The organism is Ruegeria sp. I3 (assembly GCF_056532525.1).
This window is the reverse complement of sequence record NZ_JBQFNI010000002.1, coordinates 276,986-295,797: the sequence shown is the minus strand read 5'-3', so window position 1 is coordinate 295,797 and position 18,812 is coordinate 276,986. Positions and strand designations below refer to the sequence as shown.

The 18,812-nt window shown below is 56.6% G+C and carries 16 protein-coding genes; 7 read left to right on the top strand and 9 right to left on the bottom strand.

Features of this window, described 5'->3' with window-relative positions; genetic code table 11:
* Positions 1-26 precede the first annotated feature (26 nt).
* Positions 27-1,706 carry a BCCT family transporter gene (locus ACR0L9_RS05790; protein WP_480895173.1) on the top strand — a complete coding sequence of 560 codons (1,680 nt, stop codon included), beginning with the start codon at positions 27-29 and terminating at the stop codon, positions 1,704-1,706.
* A 342-nt stretch (positions 1,707-2,048) separates the two neighbouring features.
* On the opposite strand, the gene ACR0L9_RS05785 is transcribed toward ACR0L9_RS05790, so the two are convergent.
* The 6 genes from ACR0L9_RS05785 to ACR0L9_RS05760 all read right to left on the bottom strand — a co-directional run bounded on the left by ACR0L9_RS05785 (position 2,049) and on the right by ACR0L9_RS05760 (position 8,981).
* A complete protein-coding gene (locus ACR0L9_RS05785) occupies positions 2,049-3,038 on the bottom strand; it encodes a Gfo/Idh/MocA family protein (RefSeq protein WP_480895171.1) in 990 nt (329 codons plus the stop codon).
* Positions 3,039-3,660: 622 nt separating this feature from the next.
* A complete protein-coding gene (locus tag ACR0L9_RS05780) occupies positions 3,661-4,638 on the bottom strand; it encodes an HpcH/HpaI aldolase/citrate lyase family protein (protein WP_170613795.1) in 978 nt (325 codons plus the stop codon).
* A 28-nt stretch (positions 4,639-4,666) separates the two neighbouring features.
* The gene (locus ACR0L9_RS05775) at positions 4,667-5,638 is read right to left on the bottom strand and encodes a 2-hydroxyacid dehydrogenase (protein ID WP_170613797.1); all 972 of its coding nucleotides are present in this window, start codon (positions 5,636-5,638) and stop codon (positions 4,667-4,669) included.
* The gene (gene sucD / locus ACR0L9_RS05770) at positions 5,638-6,528 is read right to left on the bottom strand and encodes a succinate--CoA ligase subunit alpha (protein WP_170613799.1); all 891 of its coding nucleotides are present in this window, start codon (positions 6,526-6,528) and stop codon (positions 5,638-5,640) included. The genes ACR0L9_RS05775 and sucD overlap by 1 nt, the downstream gene beginning before the upstream one ends.
* Positions 6,528-7,724 (bottom strand): malate--CoA ligase subunit beta, encoded by a 1,197-nt coding sequence (locus tag ACR0L9_RS05765; protein WP_170613801.1) that lies wholly within the window; start codon positions 7,722-7,724, stop codon positions 6,528-6,530. Before ACR0L9_RS05765 ends, sucD begins: the two co-directional genes overlap by 1 nt.
* Positions 7,725-7,739: 15 nt before the next feature.
* Positions 7,740-8,981: a pyridoxal-phosphate-dependent aminotransferase family protein gene (locus ACR0L9_RS05760; RefSeq protein WP_480895168.1), complete on the bottom strand. Its 1,242-nt coding sequence runs from the start codon at positions 8,979-8,981 to the stop codon at positions 7,740-7,742.
* Between the two features lie 215 nt (positions 8,982-9,196).
* Between ACR0L9_RS05760 and ACR0L9_RS05755 the strand changes: the two genes are divergently transcribed.
* The gene (locus ACR0L9_RS05755; RefSeq protein ID WP_255612072.1) at positions 9,197-9,832 is read left to right on the top strand and encodes a response regulator transcription factor; all 636 of its coding nucleotides are present in this window, start codon (positions 9,197-9,199) and stop codon (positions 9,830-9,832) included.
* A 785-nt stretch (positions 9,833-10,617) separates the two neighbouring features.
* Here ACR0L9_RS05755 and ACR0L9_RS05750 read toward each other — a convergent pair.
* Positions 10,618-11,295: an aspartate/glutamate racemase family protein gene (locus tag ACR0L9_RS05750; RefSeq protein ID WP_480895166.1), complete on the bottom strand. Its 678-nt coding sequence runs from the start codon at positions 11,293-11,295 to the stop codon at positions 10,618-10,620.
* A gap of 263 nt (positions 11,296-11,558) precedes the next feature.
* Between ACR0L9_RS05750 and ACR0L9_RS05745 the strand changes: the two genes are divergently transcribed.
* From ACR0L9_RS05745 to ACR0L9_RS05725, 5 genes are all read left to right on the top strand, one after another.
* Positions 11,559-11,981: a DUF2852 domain-containing protein gene (locus tag ACR0L9_RS05745; RefSeq protein WP_170396606.1), complete on the top strand. Its 423-nt coding sequence runs from the start codon at positions 11,559-11,561 to the stop codon at positions 11,979-11,981.
* A gap of 65 nt (positions 11,982-12,046) precedes the next feature.
* Positions 12,047-12,478: an RDD family protein gene (locus tag ACR0L9_RS05740; RefSeq protein ID WP_480895164.1), complete on the top strand. Its 432-nt coding sequence runs from the start codon at positions 12,047-12,049 to the stop codon at positions 12,476-12,478.
* A 74-nt stretch (positions 12,479-12,552) separates the two neighbouring features.
* A complete protein-coding gene (locus ACR0L9_RS05735; protein WP_170396602.1) occupies positions 12,553-13,377 on the top strand; it encodes an arginyltransferase in 825 nt (274 codons plus the stop codon).
* 6 nt (positions 13,378-13,383) lie between these two features.
* Positions 13,384-13,791, top strand: coding sequence for a VOC family protein (locus ACR0L9_RS05730; RefSeq protein ID WP_170396600.1), 408 nt, complete (start codon positions 13,384-13,386; stop codon positions 13,789-13,791).
* Positions 13,792-14,035: 244 nt separating this feature from the next.
* A complete protein-coding gene (locus tag ACR0L9_RS05725; protein WP_170396598.1) occupies positions 14,036-15,394 on the top strand; it encodes a dicarboxylate/amino acid:cation symporter in 1,359 nt (452 codons plus the stop codon).
* A gap of 53 nt (positions 15,395-15,447) precedes the next feature.
* On the opposite strand, the gene ACR0L9_RS05720 is transcribed toward ACR0L9_RS05725, so the two are convergent.
* On the bottom strand, positions 15,448-17,802 hold the full coding sequence (locus ACR0L9_RS05720) for a TRAP transporter large permease (RefSeq protein WP_480895161.1): 2,355 nt from the start codon (positions 17,800-17,802) through the stop codon (positions 15,448-15,450).
* 17 nt (positions 17,803-17,819) lie between these two features.
* A complete protein-coding gene (locus ACR0L9_RS05715; protein ID WP_170598117.1) occupies positions 17,820-18,746 on the bottom strand; it encodes a TRAP transporter small permease subunit in 927 nt (308 codons plus the stop codon).
* Positions 18,747-18,812: the final 66 nt, after the last annotated feature.

The following is an 18,812-nucleotide window of genomic DNA, read 5'->3' as shown; positions in this document are numbered from 1 at the left end:
GCGGAGATTCAAAGGGAGGAATACAAATGTCAATGAAACCACCACTATCGGAACTTCCGATAAAAACCGCTGACAACGGTTTTTACCGGGGGTTCAGCGTCAACGTGACGGTGATCAGCAAGATCGTCATCAGCCTGCTGGTTGTTTGGTGCATAGTCTGGCCAACACAGGCGGGTAGAATTCTTGGCGATTGGAACGCCGCCATTCTTTCGCAGTTTGCTGCCTGGTATATCTGGGTTGTTACCGGGTTTGTCATCGTCTGTATTGGGCTGGCCATCTGGCCAACTGCAGGACGTATGAAACTTGGCGTAGAGGGCGAGAAACCCGAGTTCTCTAACTTTTCCTGGTTCTCGATGATGTTTGGCGCGGGCATCGGTGTCGGAATGTTAACTTGGGCGGTCGCCGAACCTGTCGCGCATTTCAAGAACACTCCGTCCGTTATTCAGGGGGTGACGACTGCACTGGATGCAGACAATGTCCGAACGGCGTATGTTTGGTCATACCTACATTGGGGTTTCGGGGCGTGGGCATGCTATGCGATAGCTGGCTTGGCGCTTGCTTTCTTCAGCTATCGTCGCGGACTGCCGCTAACGATCCGCTCCTCATTGACCCCACTGTTTGGTAAATCACTGTCGGGCAACCTCGGTCATCTGATCGACATCGTCGCCGTTGTCGCCACTATTCTTGGGGTAGCCCAGACGCTCGGCTTCGGTGTTGAACAGTTCGTTGCAGGTCTCACACGCATCGGCATCGGTGGGCTCGCACAGCCCGATGGTTCTGCGACAAACTTGGGTATCGTCGTCGCTCTGCTTGTCATCATGGGCGCGTCGACCTTGTCGGCCCTGTCCGGTGTTGGCAAGGGCATCAAATGGCTTTCGAACATCAATATGGGCCTGTCGATCTTCCTTCTGGGGTTCTTCATCCTGTTCGGAGCGACCTTCTTTGGCGCCAAAGCGTTTTTTGTAGGCATATGGGACTATGTGGTCGCGCTGCCATGGCTGAGCTTCAACGTATACACATCTGATGGTGTTGAAGGGTCGGAAGCGTTCCTTCTTGCGCAGTGGCAAGGCTGGTGGCCGGTCTTCTATTGGGCGTGGTGGATCGCGTTCGCACCTTTCGTCGGTTTGTTCCTGGCGCGGATTTCCAGAGGCCGGACAATCCGTGAGTTCGTGTTGGGCGCGATGATTGTTCCCGCACTAATGTGCTTTGTCTGGTTCGCCTGGGCCGGAGGCACGGCAATCGACCTGGAACTGAACGGAGACGCAAACGGCGTCATCCTGGATGCGGCGAACGGCGACAAAATCTTCGCGATGACAGAACACATGCTTGCTCCGATTGCAGAAGCATTGGCGTGGGCAATGGCCGCGGTGATCGTTGTCCTGCTGATGACCTTCCTTGTCACGTCTGCAGACTCGGCCGTGCTGATCGTGAATACGATCAACGCAGCTGGCGACGAAGGTCCCAAGGCAAGGCCTCACATCATGTTCTGGGGCGCAGCTCTGGCACTTGTTGTCGGGGGCTTGCTTGTCTCAGGTGGTACCGGAGCAATTCAGACCGCAATGGTGATAGGTGCACTGCCCTTCTCTATTGTAATGGCGTTGATGTGCATCGCACTGATCAAAGCAATCTGGAATGATGGGCGGCGCGAAGCAGCGGGCATCGCGACAACAATCTCAGCTGACGCAACGACTATGCCGGCCGAGTAGAGGTTGAGCTAATATCTTTGATTGGCCTCCGGTATTTCGGAGGCCATTTTCTGTCTGGCCCTCAATGCCAACCCATCAAAGGTATGAGCAAACTGAAACTGATTCAAATCTGTATTCCAGTTTGAAGTTGTTTGCGACAATGTCGGCCAATGTGGACGCTTTACTACAAGTATCGCCCCGCACTTTTTTGCCGACAATCGAGGTCGCGCACATGATCCGTAAAGGTCAGCTAACGCTTGGAGTCTGTTCCTTTCAAAAGCTCAAAGAACTGACCACTTTATACCGCAGGTCAGATGCATTTATTAGAACTTCAGGAGGCTTCGCTGTAGAACCCTTATGCATTCATGCGGCACCATCGGCCTTCGTCTTGACCGATGCCAGTACGCTTGAGATTAACGCCATACCCAACAAACCGTCGCAAAGACCGGGCAGTAAGTGGTCCGCCTTATCCTCACATCGGATCAGTTCGGCGGCCTCGGCGTAGAAGGTTGCAAAGCCTTCCAAATATCCTTCAGGGTGGCCCGGAGGGATACGAGTTGCTCGTTGAGCGGCTTGCGGGAGCACCGATCCTGATCCACGTGTCAGGAGCTGCATAGGTTGGCCAAAGCGGGTGAATTGTAGGTGGTTAGGGTGTTCCTGTGACCACTCCAGACCACCACGTTCGCCATAAACCCGCAAACGCAGGCCGTTTTCGTTTCCCACGGCCACGTGACTGGCCCATAGCATTCCACGCGCGCCACTAGCATAGCGCATCAAGACGTGGGCGTTGTCGTCCACCTGGCGGCCCGGAACCAAGCTTGAAAGGTCGGCGGCAAGGTGCGATGGCACTTCGCCCGTTACAAAATGTGCCAGATTGAACGCGTGAGTACCGATATCACCAATTACACCAGCACCGGACCGAATTGTGTCGGTGCGCTGGTCGGACTGCTTGTTGTCCGATGCGGTGGGTGCGGCCAGCCAGTCTTGCGCATATTCCACTTGCACCAACCGCAGCTTGCCCAACTCGCCCGCACGCACCATGCCACGTGCCTGACGAACCATTGGATAACCCGTGTAGTTGTGAGTCAGTATAAAATGAGCTGATGACGCTTGTCGGAAGCGCAGAATGGCGTACTCGGCATCAGGTTCGGTCACAAGATCGCCCTTCTTTGCGAACCAGGCTCTTATGTGCCCGAATAGTTCGGTATCCGGATCGAAAACCTGTTCGAGATCGTAAGAGTCGATGACGGGTTCATGCAGTTTTCGAACCTGACATGGTGCCCTGTTCAAACCACCATGCTGCAGATTCAGTTTTTGACCGAGGCTTAGGTCATCTGGCTTAATACCTATCATGCGACACTGATTGAACGTCTTGGCCCCCTGCTGTCGTCGTCAAAATTGACATGGTTCAAAACCGCGTTTGCGCCGTTGCCACTTTATAGAAGCCGGTTCTGTCGTAACGGGACCCGTCGCAATCTTTTGACCATTGACCTTGGCGGATCTAGCGTCAGTTTGGCGAAAAGTATTATCCAGTTGACGGTATGCTATTGGTCTCGTTCAAAAGGCGGTTCAGTGCAGCGTGGTCCAAGACTACGCTCCGCTCCGACATGGTTTCTTCTGGGTCCCGGCAAGAAACACGCTAGCGCAGGTAGTGGAAAACCGCGTGGAAGATCACTTCATCAGGAAAATGTGCTCCCTTGAGTAAGATCAGTACGTACCGCTCCTGTCTGTTTTGCGAACGCCGCCAAAAGAACTACCTTGCAAGCGACAATTGGGATCGTAGATTGCGACAGAACCTATCTGGTTTGGTCCGAAAAACATCGTTTTCAGGCAAGGCTGTGAGTGTTCAGGGTAGTGTGTTGCAGACTTCAGCCATATCGAATGAATGACCACCGAAGTCTGCAGATGTTGCCTGCCCCGGACCTGCCGAGGCAAGCGCGCGCACCCCTACTTCAGTGCCCAATGCGGGCTAAAATCACGCTGCCGCAATCTGGCGAGCCTTTTCGACCATGACCTCCGCCTGGCGGATCGAGGCATAGTCGATCAGACGACCATCCAGCGACACCGCACCTTTGCCTGCGGTCTCGGCCTCGGCCATAGCAACAAGGATACGCTGCGCCTTGGTGACTTCGGCATCGCTGGGTGACATGACCTCGTTCGCCAGAGCGATCTGGCTGGGATGGATGGCCCATTTACCTTCGCAGCCCAACACCGCCGCCCTTTTGGCAGCTGCCTTATAGCCTTCAGGATCCTGGAAATCACCGAACGGACCATCAATCGGACGCAGACCGTTGGCACGGGCGGCGACAACCATGCGGGCGAGCGCGTAGTGCCACATGTCGCCCCAATGGGTCGCGCGCGCAGCATCGCCATCCGGGTCGGTCAGAACCGAATAGTCGGGGTTCACACCACCGATGATCGTGGTCCGCGCGCGGGTCGAGGCTGCATAGTCTGCCACACCGAAGTGCAAGCTCTCATTGCGGTTCGAGGCCGCCGCGATTTCGCTGACGTTCTGCATGCCCAGAGCGGTCTCGATGATATGCTCGAACCCGATGCGTTTCTTGTAACCCATCGCGTCTTCGATCTGCGTCACCATCATATCGACGGCATAGACATCTGCAGCTGTGCCGACCTTGGGGATCATGATCAGGTCCAGCCGCTCACCGGCTTGTTCGACTACATCCACAACATCGCGATACATGTAATGCGTATCCAGCCCGTTGATGCGCACCGACATTGTCTTGCTGCCCCAGTCGATATCGTTCAGGGCTTGAATGATGTTCTTGCGGGCCTGCTCTTTTTCATGCGGGGCTACCGCGTCTTCGAGATCTAGGAAGATCACGTCCACATCCGAGTTCGCGGCTTTTTCGAACATGCCGGGCTGGCTGCCCGGCACGGCGAGTTCGCTGCGGTTCAGGCGCGCGGGGGCCTGTTCGATGGCATAAAAGCTCATGGGTTTTGCTCCTTTGAAGAAGGGTGCGTCAGATCACGCGGTCACGGGGTGGGCGACCAGCGAAGAAGTCGCCCAGATTGTCCAGCACGCGAAAGCCCATGGCTTCGCGCGATTCTTTTGTTGCGCTGCCCAGATGCGGCAGCATCACCAAGTTGTCGCATTGCAACAGGTCAGGGTTGATGCGCGGCTCGCCGTCGAAAACATCCAGCGCAGCGCCGCCGATCGTGTCGAACATCAGCGACTGTACCAAAGCGCGCTCGTCCACCACCTCACCGCGCGCGGTGTTGATCAGAAAGGCGTCGGGTTTCATCAAGTCCAGCCTGCGCCCGTTGATCAGGTGCCGGTTCGCGGCCCCGCCGGGGCAATGCAGCGAGACGAAATCGCACTGCGGCAACAGATCGTCCACTGTCTCGACCTGCGTGGCGTTGAATTGCTTCAGTACGTCTGGCGACACGGTGCTGCGGTTCTGTACGAGAATTTTCATGCCGAAACCGTGATGAGCGCGGCGGGCCATTTCCTGACCGATGCGGCCAAAGCCGATGATGCCCAGCGTCTTGCCGCTGACCTTGGTGCCGACCAAATGGGTCGGACGCCAGCCGGTCCAGCCGCCTGCGCGCAGCTCGCGCTCGCCCTCACCGGCGCGACGGGCGACCATCAGAAGCAGGGTCATGGCCAGATCGGCGGTGCATTCAGACAGAACATCGGGCGTGTTGGTGACCGTCATACCCAGATCACGGGCCGCCGGTTCACAGATATGACTGTACCCGACGCCGTAATTGGCCAAAATCTTGGTCTGAGCTGCGGTCACGTCCAGCGCCTCGGCGCTAAGCGTGTCGGTGACGGTGGGCAGAACCGCGTCGTATGTCTTTAACGCGTCGCGGAGTTCAGCCGGGGACATCGGATTGTCCCCGGTATTCAGCACGGCGTTGTAGTTTTCGGCCAGTTGCGCCTCGACGGCGGCAGGCCAGCGACGGGTGACAAGGACCGAAGGTTTGACCATCAAGCGGCCTTTCCCATGACACGGGCGATAGTCTCGCCGATCACCGCGGGGTTTTCAGCAACCGTCACACCAGCCGCTGACAGGATTTCCACCTTCTCGCTGGCGCTTTCGCCAAAGGCCGAGATGATTGCACCAGCATGGCCCATGGTCCGGCCCTTGGGCGCGGTCAGACCCGCGACATAGGCCACAACAGGCTTGGTGACGTGGTCACGGATGTATTCTGCCGCCTCAGCTTCCTGAGGGCCGCCGATCTCGCCGATCATGGCGATGACCTCGGTGTCTTCGTCCTGTTCGAACCGCTCAAGGATATCGCGGAAGGACGAGCCGTTGATCGGATCACCGCCGATGCCGACGCTGGTCGAGACACCGATGCCGCGCTCTTTCAACTGCGCTGCGGCCTCGTAACCCAGCGTGCCCGAACGTCCGATGATGCCCACATTGCCTGGCAGGTAGATATGTCCCGGCATGATGCCCAGCAACGCCTTACCGGGGCTGATGGTACCGGCACAATTCGGACCGGTCAGCACCATGCGCTTGTCCTTAGGATAGCGGTACATGTAGCGTTTTACGCGGATCATGTCCTGCGCGGGGATGCCGTCGGTGATGCAGACGCAATAGCGAATACCGGCATCTGCGGCCTCCATGATCGAATCCGCCGCAAACGGCGGAGGCACGAAGACAAGGCTAGCCTCGGCGCCAGTGGCCTCAACCGCCTGTTTGACGGTGTCGAATACGGGTACGCCTTCGACGGTCTCTCCGCCTTTGCCGGGAACAACGCCGCCAACGACGTTGGTGCCATATTGCACCATATCCTTGGTATGCAGGCGCGCCATGCGTCCGGTGATGCCCTGAACGATAACGCGGGTGTCGCGGTCCAGAAGAATGCTCATTACACAGCCCTCATCTTGGTGTTTTGGGACAGATCGTTGCGCCATGCACCCACAGCGCGTTCAGCGGCTTCCATAAGGGTTGTCGCGCGGATGATTGGCAGGCCCGATTTGGCCAGGATTTTCTGACCTTCCTCGACATTGGTACCCGCCAGACGCACGATGACCGGCAGGTCGATTTCCAACTCGCGCAGCGCCTGTACTACGCCCTCGGCCACCCAGTCACAGCGGTTGATGCCTGCGAAGATATTGACCAGCACCGCCTGAACGTTGTCATCGGACAGTACCAGTCGGAACGCCTTGGCCACCCGCTCGGGCGAGGCACCGCCACCGATGTCCAGAAAGTTCGCAGGTTCACCCCCAGCCAGCTTGATGGTGTCCATCGTGGCCATGGCTAAACCGGCACCGTTCACGATACAGCCGATATTGCCGTCCAGTCCGACATAAGACAGTCCGCGATCCGCCGCGCGGCTTTCGCGCGGGTCTTCCTGACTTTTGTCGCGCAATTCAGCAACCTGCGGATGGCGAAACAGGGCATTGTCGTCAAAGCTCATCTTCGCGTCCAACGCCAGCACACGGTCGTCACCAGTGATGACCAACGGGTTGATCTCGACCATAGTCGCGTCCAGCTCGCTGAACGCAGCATAGCAACCCTGCAGGGTACGGACCATGTGTTGAATTAGGCGAGGTTCCAGCCCCAGATTAAACGCTATTTCGCGGGCCTGAAACTCCTGCAGTCCAACGGCAGGTTCAACGATTGAGCGGACGATACTGTCGGGGCGCTCAGATGAGATTTCTTCGATCTCCATCCCACCTTCCGAAGAGGCCACGATCATCACCCGCTGACTGGACCGATCCAGCACAAAGCCCAGATAAATCTCGCGATTAATCGGTACGGCGGCCTCCACATAGACGCGGTAGATGCCTTTGCCCTCGGGGCCGGTCTGGTGCGTCACCAGCTTGCGGCCAAACATCTCGTCACAAGCCTCGTATATTTCGCTTTCCGAGTTGCACAGCTTTACACCACCGGCCTTTCCACGCCCGCCGGCATGGACTTGCGCCTTAATGACCCACTTGTCACCACCCAACTCACGCGCGCGATATGCCGCTTGCTCGGGGCTGTAGGCCAAAGCCCCCGAAGGGACCTCGACGCCGAAATTCGAAAGAAGTTCTTTCGCCTGATATTCATGGATATCCATCTGCATTCCCTCCCGTTATGCAGCGATAGATGTGCCGTAGCGACTTTCCAAAAGTGCTTCGATGGCTTCGAAATCAACCGAGCCGCCCATCTCGCGGATGGCCTGGGCGAACAGCCTGACGATGCGACTGACCGATTGGTGGGTTAGCTGGTTCAGGATGCCGATACGGACTTGAACCGGGGCGCTGAGCGTGGGCCAGATGCCAAAGCCACGGGCGCGGCAGTTCTGTACCAACTCCATCTCACGACCCGCCAGCTCTGCGGGCAGGTTCAGCACCACAAGGCTGGGCATGTCCGATGTGACCTGGCAACCCATCGCGGTGACGGCGTCGCGCAGGACGGCCTCATGCGTGCGATAGGAATGCGCACGTTTGGCCAATCCCTCCTGCAGAGTCAGGCGTAGCGATTCATGGAAGGCGGCGACCGCATAGCCCGAGTGGGTACGGTGATAGGTGCCCTTTTCCACGTCTTGCCCGTCAACGATGCCCCAGTGGCGTGCTTCGAAAATCGGGTTGTGGACGTATGTATAGGCGCCGGAGGTCTTCAGCGCGTCGATATAGGCGTCGGTGAAGCTGACCGGCGCATAGGTCAGCGGTAGGCAGCACAGCCCTTTTTGCGGGCACGAGGCCCATCCCGCGACACCCGGATAGTCATCGATGCTGAAATCCGCGATACCCAACGACGATACGGCATCGATCAAACCCATCACATCGTGGCGTTCACAGGCGTCCGAGAAGCCACTCAGGTCGTTGACCCGACCCGACCCGGTTTCCCAATGCGCCATGAAGGCCCACTTCGGTTTGTGCGTGGCCAACACCTCTTCGACCATCTCGCCTGTGACGGGCTGGCCATGAGGAACCTCAATAACGGCGACACTCGCAGCTTGTGGGTCCAGAGGGTTGGTCGCGTGCTCTTCCGGTGTTGCAGCCTTGATCCGCAGAGTCATCGCATCGATGCCCGAGAAGGTGCCATTGGTGAAGGCCACAACCTTGTCACCCGGCATCACCGCCGAGAACATGGTGTCCAGCCCACTCCATCCGGTGCCAGCAACCGCGAAGGTATGGGTGTTGGCGGTGCCCCAGATCAGACGCAGCATGTGCTTGCATTCGATCATGCCACGCAGCACGTCGCTCTGCATGTGGTCGGCAACGCCGGCGCTGGCAAACGCCTGCAAAACACGTGCGTCGGTGTTTCCCGGTCCTGGGCCAGCGGCCAGCGTCTCGGGGATGTCGAGCGTTGGATAAATCTGAAACGTCATGTGCTCCTCCTGTGCGTCGGGTGTGTTCGATACCGCCGATCGCCTTGACCCAGAGGAAAACTGAAACTTGCGCCGGGGCGCAACGTAACTTACTACAGCTTTAGCATATCTTGTTAGGCGGGTATTATCCTACCCATTTTGGTAAATATGCCAATGTATACTGAAAGCATCCCCACCAAAATGGGTAGGTTTAGATAAAATCAGACGGGAAAACAATGTCCGACACATCTCAACGCCCCATTGATGTCATGCTGGCCAACAACAACCCTTTGGTGCTGTCGGCCATGTCCGAGATCTTCGAGCGCGACCCGCGATTCTCTCTGGTGGCCACTTCAGCGACCGCCGAGGGATTTCTGGGTACAGTCATGCGGGTGCCGGTTCAGGTGGGGATCGTGTCCTGGGAACTTCCTGCTTTGGGCGCGGCAAAACTGATTGAGGTTCTGCGCGAACAGACCAACGCGCCACGCTTTGTGGTCTATGGGGACGAGGCTGGGGACGTACCGCGTCAGGCTATGCAGGCCGGGGCCGCAGGGTTCGCGCCGCGTTCGGGCGAGGTCGAAGGCTTGCTGGAAACCTGTGTCGATGTCGCTAAGGGCAAAATGGTATTTCCCTATATCGACGTGCGCAAAATGCATCAGAACCCTTTGCAGACTCTGTCGCGCAAGGAACTCGCTATCCTTGAGGCACTGGCGCAGGGCATGTCCAACAAGGAATTGTCGAAAGAGCTGCAGATTTCGACCAACACGGTAAAGTTCCATCTGTCGAACATATACGACAAGCTGTCGATCAAGAACCGCGCGCAGGCGATTGCCTTCTATTACGCTTCAAAACTGGACAACGGAAACTCGTGAACTGCGAAACCTCGTGGCGTCCGTTGCTAAGGTTTAGATTGTTAAGCGGCTGGTTCAGCGAATTGATGAAACGGACAGGTTCTGGGTATGATTTGACCTTTGCGGATTATATGCGTCACTTACCTTTCGTCGAGCGTTACCCCCGCTGATTTGAGCGCGCTGATCCAGCCGATCTGAGGTTGAGCGTATGAATGACATCTGGGCCATGGACATCGCGTCGGACCGGCTGGCGTAGATCAAGGGCAAACCAGCGGGCTATGCCTACTATGAGGCGTTGTCGCCGTGCACTGAATTTCTGGACGCAGATATACGCTGATGCTCCAGCCCAGATTTTGTTCCCGTAATTCTAGGATATACACGGGACACCAAATCGCTATTAGGCCGCCCAAGGGCAGCGATTCAGTTGGGGGACCCGAACCTGATCGCAACCCTCGTTGCCTTCGTTCTGTAGTAAGCTCGGTTCGAACACGGCTTCGAACTCAGAGCCTTTCACCCTGACTTAACTGGTCGAAAAAGAGCTTTGCCATAGTCTTTGCGACCCGACCACCGTGAGCGGATACATCAACGGGCAGTAATAATCGCCTTCGGTTGTCTTTCGAGCATTCTTTCCCGAGGTTGCGCTGAATATTTCAATCATGCGCCCTGCGCATTGCCTGCCATCCGCCGCGGCAAATGATCTTGTGCATCAACTAGTTTCAACGATTGAACGCATCAATTAACAATTTTGATAAGCAACATGCCATTGCTACCACTCGACCTCTGACGCAATTAGTTAAAAAAACCGGCTAGGAATAAGAACAAAGCTTTGACGTCGTCAATCTGGATTTGACAAGGGCTTCGGCAAAAGTGACGGCACATGCAACGCCATCTACCACCGGCAGGCCGAACTCTTCGGACAGTTGTGACATCAGATCTGTCATGCCAGCGCAGTCCAGAACAATCGCTTCCGCTCGGTCTTCCTCGATTGCGGCGCGTATCTCTGCCCGTATTATGTCGATGGTCTTGGGATCGTTTTCCTCCAGCTTCAAAACCGGTACATCCGAAGCCCGAACCCTGACACATCTGCGATCTAAGCCGTATCGCAACAAGTTTGCCTTTAGCCCTGCTAGAGATCGGGACAAAGTGGTGATGACGCTAAATTTTGGACTGATCATGGACGCCGCGTGGTAGGCCGCCTCCCCAACGCCGATGACTGGCGCCGAAGTGACGCAGCGCACGGCGTCGACTCCGGTATCATCGAAACAAGCAACAACAATTGCGTCCGCATCAGCATGCGCCTTCACGACCTCCAGAAGACCGGGAACACAGGTAGAGACATCCAGATAGCCCTGAATGCTGGCGGGGCCTTCTTGCGAATTGGCGGCAATGATCGTGGTTTCGGAATGCGCAGCGGCCCGTGCAGCTTCTTCGATCTTTCGCGTCATGGAGGCGGTGGTGTTGGGATTTACAACAAGCAGTTTCACAGCGTCCTCACACTTCTCCGCCCAGATAGGCGGCTTTGATCCGGGGACCAGTGAGCGAAGAAACCAGAAAACGACTTGCTGCAATTATCCATGTCGAAATTTGAATAAAACCATGGCGCGCTTCACCCCGCTGATTGATCCGCCCGGTCAGACGCTGGATTCCGAAAAATGTAAATCTTTTTCACATACCCCCTTGCAACCACCTATCCCCCCTCCCATCTTGGTAATGTGAAAAGCATTTACATCTTAACTGGAGAGAGCACATGACCGCATTGTCCGACCACGCCGTTCCCCAAAATCCGGGATGGCTGCACCGAAGCGAAGCCTGGCTTGATAGCAAGGGCAAAGGCGCCTGGATCGCCGCAATGGTCCTTGGCTTTATCTTCTTCTGGCCCATCGGCCTGGCCTTTCTTGCCTATATGATCTGGAGCAAACGCATGTTCAGCAAATCCTGCAGCCGCCGTTCGTCGTGGAACAGCCACATGAGCGCCATGAAACCTTCGGGCAACAGCGCGTTTGACGCCTACAAGGCCGACACCCTGGCGCGTTTGGAGCGTGAACAGAAAGACTTTGAGGCGTTCCTGCACCGCCTGCGTGAAGCCAAGGACAAGGCCGAGTTCGACGAGTTCATGGATGAACGCGCCCGCGATAATCGTGATGACGAAAACGGCGAACAACCTGCGTAATCGTGGCTTGCCCTGTCCCGCCCATCGGGACAGGGTGTTTCTGCACAATACCCGGATTACAGTCTATGCTTCATCTGCCTGACCCCGACAGCCAACCCGAATTCTACCAATCCGTAGCGACCAAGCGCTTTTTCGCGTGGCTGTTCGACATCGCCTTTATCTCATTGCTCTGTACGGTTGCGATTCTGCTGACCTTTGGCATGGGCTTCTTCATATTGGCGCTGATCTACGCAGTCATCAGCTTTGTCTATCGCGTCGTTACCATCGCCGACGGCTCGGCCACACTGGGGATGCGCTTCATGGGGATAGAGTTGCGTGACGCCTTTGGCGCCCGAATGGATACGGGGAAAGCCATTGCACATACGGCAGGGTATTTCGTCAGCATGGCGATCCCGGTACTACAGATCATTTCGGTCATCATGATGATGACCAGCGCCCGCTGTCAGGGCCTGACCGATGCCTTCCTCGGCACCGTGATGATCAACCAGCGCGCCTAAAAACACCTGAGTGAAACACTTGGCTGCGCCAAAAACCGTTGCTATCATCGGTTCCGAGGAAATGCGGGACCTTCATGCGACACACGCTGCCAATTGCGCCACAATTCTATGTGACGGCACCCCAGCCCTGCCCTTACCTTGAGGGCAGGATGGAGCGCAAACTGTTCACCGCCCTACAGGGGGAAGGTGCGGATCAATTGAACAATTGCCTTTCGCAACAAGGATTTCGCCGCTCGCAGAACGTACTGTATCGCCCGTCCTGCACCGACTGCGCCGCCTGTCTGTCTGCCCGTATCGATGTGTCAGCCTTTCAGCCAAGCAAAAGCCAAAAACGGGCCCACAAGCGCAATTCCTACTTGATCCGACGTGCAACATCGCCCTGGGCAACGGATGAACAGTTCGACCTGTTCCGTCGGTATCTGGACGCGCGCCATGCGGATGGCGGCATGGCCGATATGGATGTCTTCGAATTTGCCGCGATGATCGAGGAAACCCCGATCCGCAGCCGAGTCGTAGAATATGCCGATCCCGAAACCGGCGAGCTGATCGCCGTCAGTTTGACCGATGTACTGGATGACGGGCTGAGCATGGTTTACTCATTCTACGATCCAGAGTTCCAGCAAAGCTCGCTGGGCACTTACATGATTCTCGACCATATCGAGATCGCGCGCGAGGCTGGGTTGCCCTATATTTATCTGGGCTATTGGGTGCCCGGCAGCCCCAAGATGGGGTACAAGGCCAAATTCGCGGGCTTGCAGGTCTATATGCAGGGTGAATGGCAGCGAATTAAAAATCCCGAGCAGTGTGACCATACGGCCCACCACCCCCTTTCGTCGGCCCCGATTGCCGAGCAGGTGGCCAACATCCAACTGCCTGACCGCCACCCCACCAAAGGTTAATCTATCATGCGTCAGAGCCTTCATGCGGTGACGCTGGTCGTCCCGGATTATGACGCAGCGATCGCGTTCTACACCAAAGTGCTGTGCTTTACTCTGACGCAGGATATTGATCTGGGCGATGGTAAACGCTGGGTGCGGATCACGCCTCCGGGCTCGGATGGTGCTTCGTTGTTGCTGGCCAAGGCGGTGGGCGCGGAACAGATCGCATCGGTCGGCAATCAAACCGGTGGGCGCGTTGGCTTTTTCCTCGAAACAGATGATTTCTACCGCGATCACGCGGCGATGCTGGAAGCAGGCGTAGGATTTGAAGAGCGCCCGCGCCATGAACCCTATGGAATTGTCGCCGTCTGGCGGGATCCTTTCGGAAATCGTTGGGATTTGATCGAATTTTCAGCACCTGTATCGACAAAATAAATACATTTTTTTCATCACGTTAAACTACCTTCCGCCATGCTGCGCCCAATTGTTAAGCAATCTTAATCGACCTTCCCCCGCCCGTGCGATTGAAAGTTGACGCAAGGTCACCAAATTAGCCGCACTTCTAAACGTCCAGCCCAAACCTGAAACCCGCAGCTCAATCAGACGCTGACCGGGCTGGCTTTATTGTCGCTACGGCAGGCCTCCCACCCTGTCGCAGAGGTTCTGAAGGAGGGGGAAAATGACATATGCCGCACGCCGACTGGTTTCGGCCACGCTGACGACCCAGATCCTGGTCGCGCTCGCCTTGGGCTCGATCTTTGGTCTGGTCTTGAACTATCTCGATATCGCTGCGCTCAACGCAACACTTGTGCAGGGTGTGCTGTCCATGTTTGGGCAAATGTTCCTTAATGCACTTCAGATGCTTGTTGTGCCGCTGGTTGTGTTCTCACTGCTGTGTGGCGTTGTCGGCATTGGCGATGTCAAATTGCTGGGCCGTGTCGGAGGGCTGACCTTCGTTACCTATCTGGCCACCACCGCCTTGGCCGTGACAACTGCCTTGATTTTTGCGGGCCTCATTGGGCCGGGCACCGGATTCACGAGCCTGCATCTGGCCGGTGATAGCGTAAGCGTCGCCAACCCGCAGACCACTTGGGAAATACTGGCGAACATCATCCCAAAGAACCCGATCAACGCTCTGGCCAATGGTGAGATGCTGCAGATCATCTTCTACGTGATGGTCGTTGGTATTGCAGTGCTAATGATGGGCAGCCGCGCCAAGGCCTTTGTGGAAGGCTGCGAGTTCATGAATGAACTGGCGATGAAGATCGTCAATATCGTCATGGCCTTCGCCCCCATCGGCGTCTTCAGCCTGATTGCCAAAACCTTTGCGATGGAGGGCTTTGGCTTATTCGGACCGGTGATCGGCTATCTGACCACGATCAGCCTGACGCTGGTATTCCATCTGTGTGTCACGTTGATGGCGCTGCTGTATTTTACGACCGGGCTGAGCCCTCGGGTATTCCTGCGCAAGATGCGCTCGGCGCAGGTGTTTGCGTTCTCGACCTCAAGCTCGAACGCGACAATTCCGGCCAGCTTACAATGCGTGACTCAGAGAGTCGGCGTTGACCGTTCCGTGGCGTCGTTCGGTATTCCCCTAGGGGCGACGATCAACATGGATGGCACCGCAATCATGCATGGAGTGGCGACCGTTTTTCTGGCTAATGCCTATGGCATTGATCTGGGGCTAAGCGGTTATCTGACCGTGATTTCAATCTCGGTTCTGGCCTCAATCGGCACGGCAGGTGTGCCCGGTGTGGGGATAGTGATGCTGGCGATGGTTCTGAACCAGTTGGGTATGCCGCTGGAAGGCATCGGCATCATTCTGGCCGTCGACCGGATCCTCGATATGATGCGGACGGTTGTGAATGTCACTGGCGATGCGGTGGTGACCACCATTGTCGGGCAAACGGTCGGCAAGCTGGACAAGGCCACGTTCGACAATCCCAATGCCGGACTTGTCGAGACCACAGACCTTGCAATCGATCATGCCACTGAAGCGGAGTTCGAAAGGCTGACACACCCACAGCCGAATTCCTGAAAAACAAACGGAGGCCCTAATGGGCCTCCGTATTCGTCAGTCTAAGCGACAGATCAGTTCGGGATCAGGTCAGGAACGATGGTTACAATCGACGGGAAGAACCACAGGATTGCGATGCCCACAACCTGAATGATCACGAACGGAATGATGCCGCGATAGATGTGGCCAGTGGTGACCTCTTTCGGCGCAACACCCCTGAGATAGAACAGCGCAAATCCGAACGGAGGCGTCAGGAACGAGGTCTGCAGGTTCACCGCCACCATGATGGTCACCCATTTCGGATCAAACGATCCGCCATAGATCACGGGCCCCACGATCGGGATCACGATGTAGATGATCTCAAGGAAATCCAGCACAAAGCCAAGAATGAACAGCACCAGCATCACGATCAGGAAGACCGTGAATTCATTATCAAAGCTGCGCAGGAACTGCTGGATATAGTGCTCTCCACCAAAGGAAATCACCACCAGGTTCAGCAGTTGCGATCCGATCAGGATGGTGAAGACCATCGACGTCACCTTCGCTGTCTCACGCACCACCGGTGTCAGAACCCCGCTTGAGAACAGCACCCAGCAGCCGTAGATCAAGCCGAACAGCGCATAGAGGTAGGCCGAATAGGCGATGATGAACGCGATCCAGCTTTCAACCGAAACATTGCCCTGATTGATGCGCAGATCAAAGTTCACTCCCATCACCAGTGCGATGATCACTGCGAAGGTTGACCAGATGATCACTTTGCCCGACCGGTTCTGATCCTGAAGTTTCCGATAGGCCGCTAGCATGATCGCTCCACCCGCCCCCAGTGCCGCAGCCGGCGTAGGGTTGGTGACACCGCCAAGGATCGAACCCAACACCGCGATGATCAGCACCAGCGGTGGGAAGACCACACGGATCAGATCATTGGTCGCGCAACGGGCGGCAGCTTCTTTGCACCCATGCATTGCGAGCGCAAAAGGTATGGCGAGTATCAGGAACGTAGCCCCGGACGAAGTCGTTGGCGCGATCAGCAACACGTCGACCAACAGCATCAGCAACAGACCAATCGCTCCGACGATCAGAGGCTGCGGCGCTTGCGACGGTGCGATTCCGCGACCCAGCACCAGTGTCAGACCCAGCAGTACCACAATCACGGCGACACCGTTGCCAATTGGCGCTGCAGCGGCGATCTTGGCCTCTTGCGCAGCAGCCAGTTCCTCTTCGCTCAGACGCTGCGCTTCGGACGAACCACCTGCTTCGTCAATCGCTTCCTGCTCGGCCACGGCCTGGTCCCAGGCTGATTGCCCATGCAGTTCGATCATCGAAGCCTTACACTCATCGGACACGTTCGTGCGCAGCGAGGCGCCCTGCCCGATATCCGTAAATGCCGAGACCGAGATGTTCTGGCTGCCAATCACTCCCGCGCTTCCCAGAAGCACCGCGCCAACAATCAGAGCAACCGGAGCGCCCAGCAGCCAGGTCAGCCCTTCCGAGCGCGTGATGGTTTCACCCGAGCCTCCCGACAATTCAACAGCCGGGGCCTTTTCCGGGTTCAACAGCGCATAGCCAAAGGCATAGAGCGCATAGAGCAGCGCCAACATGATCCCAGGCAGCAGCGCCGCCTGGAACAGTGTACCCACCGAAACAACTGCAGGCTCGCCCAGATAGGTCAGCGCGTCGGTGCACCCGGCCTCAACCGCGCGTGTTTCCTGCGCGGTCGAATAGAGGTCACCAGCCAGTGTACCTAGCAGAACGATCACGATGGAGGGTGGAATGATCTGCCCCAACGTACCCGAGGCCGCGATCACACCTGTCGCCAATTCCGGCGAATAGTTGTTCCGCAGCATGGTCGGCAGGGCCAACAGTCCCATGGTAACAACGGTCGCGCCGACGATTCCGGTCGAGGCAGCAAGGAACGCGCCCACGACCACAATCGAGACCGCAAGGCCACCGGGCAGCGGGCCAAAGACGCGCGCCATCGTGGTCAGCAGGTCGTTTGCAATTTTTGAACGCTCCAGCGTGATGCCCATCAGAACGAACATAAGCACCGCCAGCAGCGTCTCGATCGACTGCCCGGCCAGAACACGTTCGTTCATGCGGTTCACGATGAAGGAAACATTCCGGTCCAGGGCGGTTTCCCAGCCTTGTACAAAGACCGGCTCGGCGATCCTTGGCAAATCCGGGTATCGGAACACGGATATCACGTCAGGTTTGACGCCAGAATTCACCACGTCGCGGTAGGCTTGCGAGCCGGTGTCGATCGCCTGGTGGATCAACAGTCCGGCACTATCCAAAGCAGCGATAATCCCGAACGAAATCACCCCGGCCCCACCGATGGCAAAGGCCACGGGGAAACCCGAAAGAATGCCTCCGAAGAGGCAGAAAAATACGATAATGAGGCCTATCTCGACGCCATCAAGTCCGAATAGCATTGTCTGGTTCTCCGTCCCTAATGCGCGCCTTCGTAGGCTTCTTCACCCTCGCCAAGGCTGTCCTTGTCGAGGTATTTTCCTTCACTTTCCGGCCCTTCCACGTATTCCAGATACGAGCGATACAGGAACGCAATCGCGTGCAGGAACACCATGGCGGCAAAGACCACCAGCAGGATTTTGAACAGGAAGTAGGCGTTGAACCCGTTAGGACTAAACCCGATGGTTTCCACGTTCCAACGCAGCGCTCGGGACTTGGCCACAAGCCTATCCAGCGTGTCACTGGCCGAGGGTTTCGGCACGATCAGGTGCCGCCACATGAAGTACCATCCATACATCCAGGTCAGAACGGCCATGGGCATCATGAACAGAACCGCCCCGCACATATCAACGACGCGTTTGGCCTTGTGACTGATGCCCGCATAGATCAGGTCAACGCGCACATGGCCGCCCTGCACGAATGTATAAGTGCAGCAGAGGCAGACAACCATGGCGTTGTAGAGTTTAAGTTCTTCGGCGAACCAACTGATATCCATTTGAAAAGGTATACCCAGCCCAAAGGACATATCCGGCCGTGTGAACACCCGCTGCATGAATACGATAACGATCTGCTGAATTACCATCAGCAATCCCGCCCACGCAAAGAAGCGGCCAGTGGTATTGGCGAAGCCCTCGAGCCCGCGCACCATTCCCCACATGAAGTTCCGATAGTAAAGACCAATGGCCGTCAGCACCAGAAACAGCGCGAAGATCACGAAGAAGAACTCGACAGACCCGCCATAATAAACAAAGCGCATGATTGCTTCTTTGTTCGACCAGTCCAGCCAGAGCTGCGGATGCGTGATGGCGTATCCGAAATTATAGAAGGCTTCGGCAATGTTCTGAATGAACCAGACCAGTCCATTCCACAGGGCGCCGAAGAACGAGATACCGTTTTCGTCCTGCATGTTGTCCCCAGGTCGCATCGGTTGCACGTTTGGTTATGACGGCATGTCCGGGCCGCTTATGTGCAA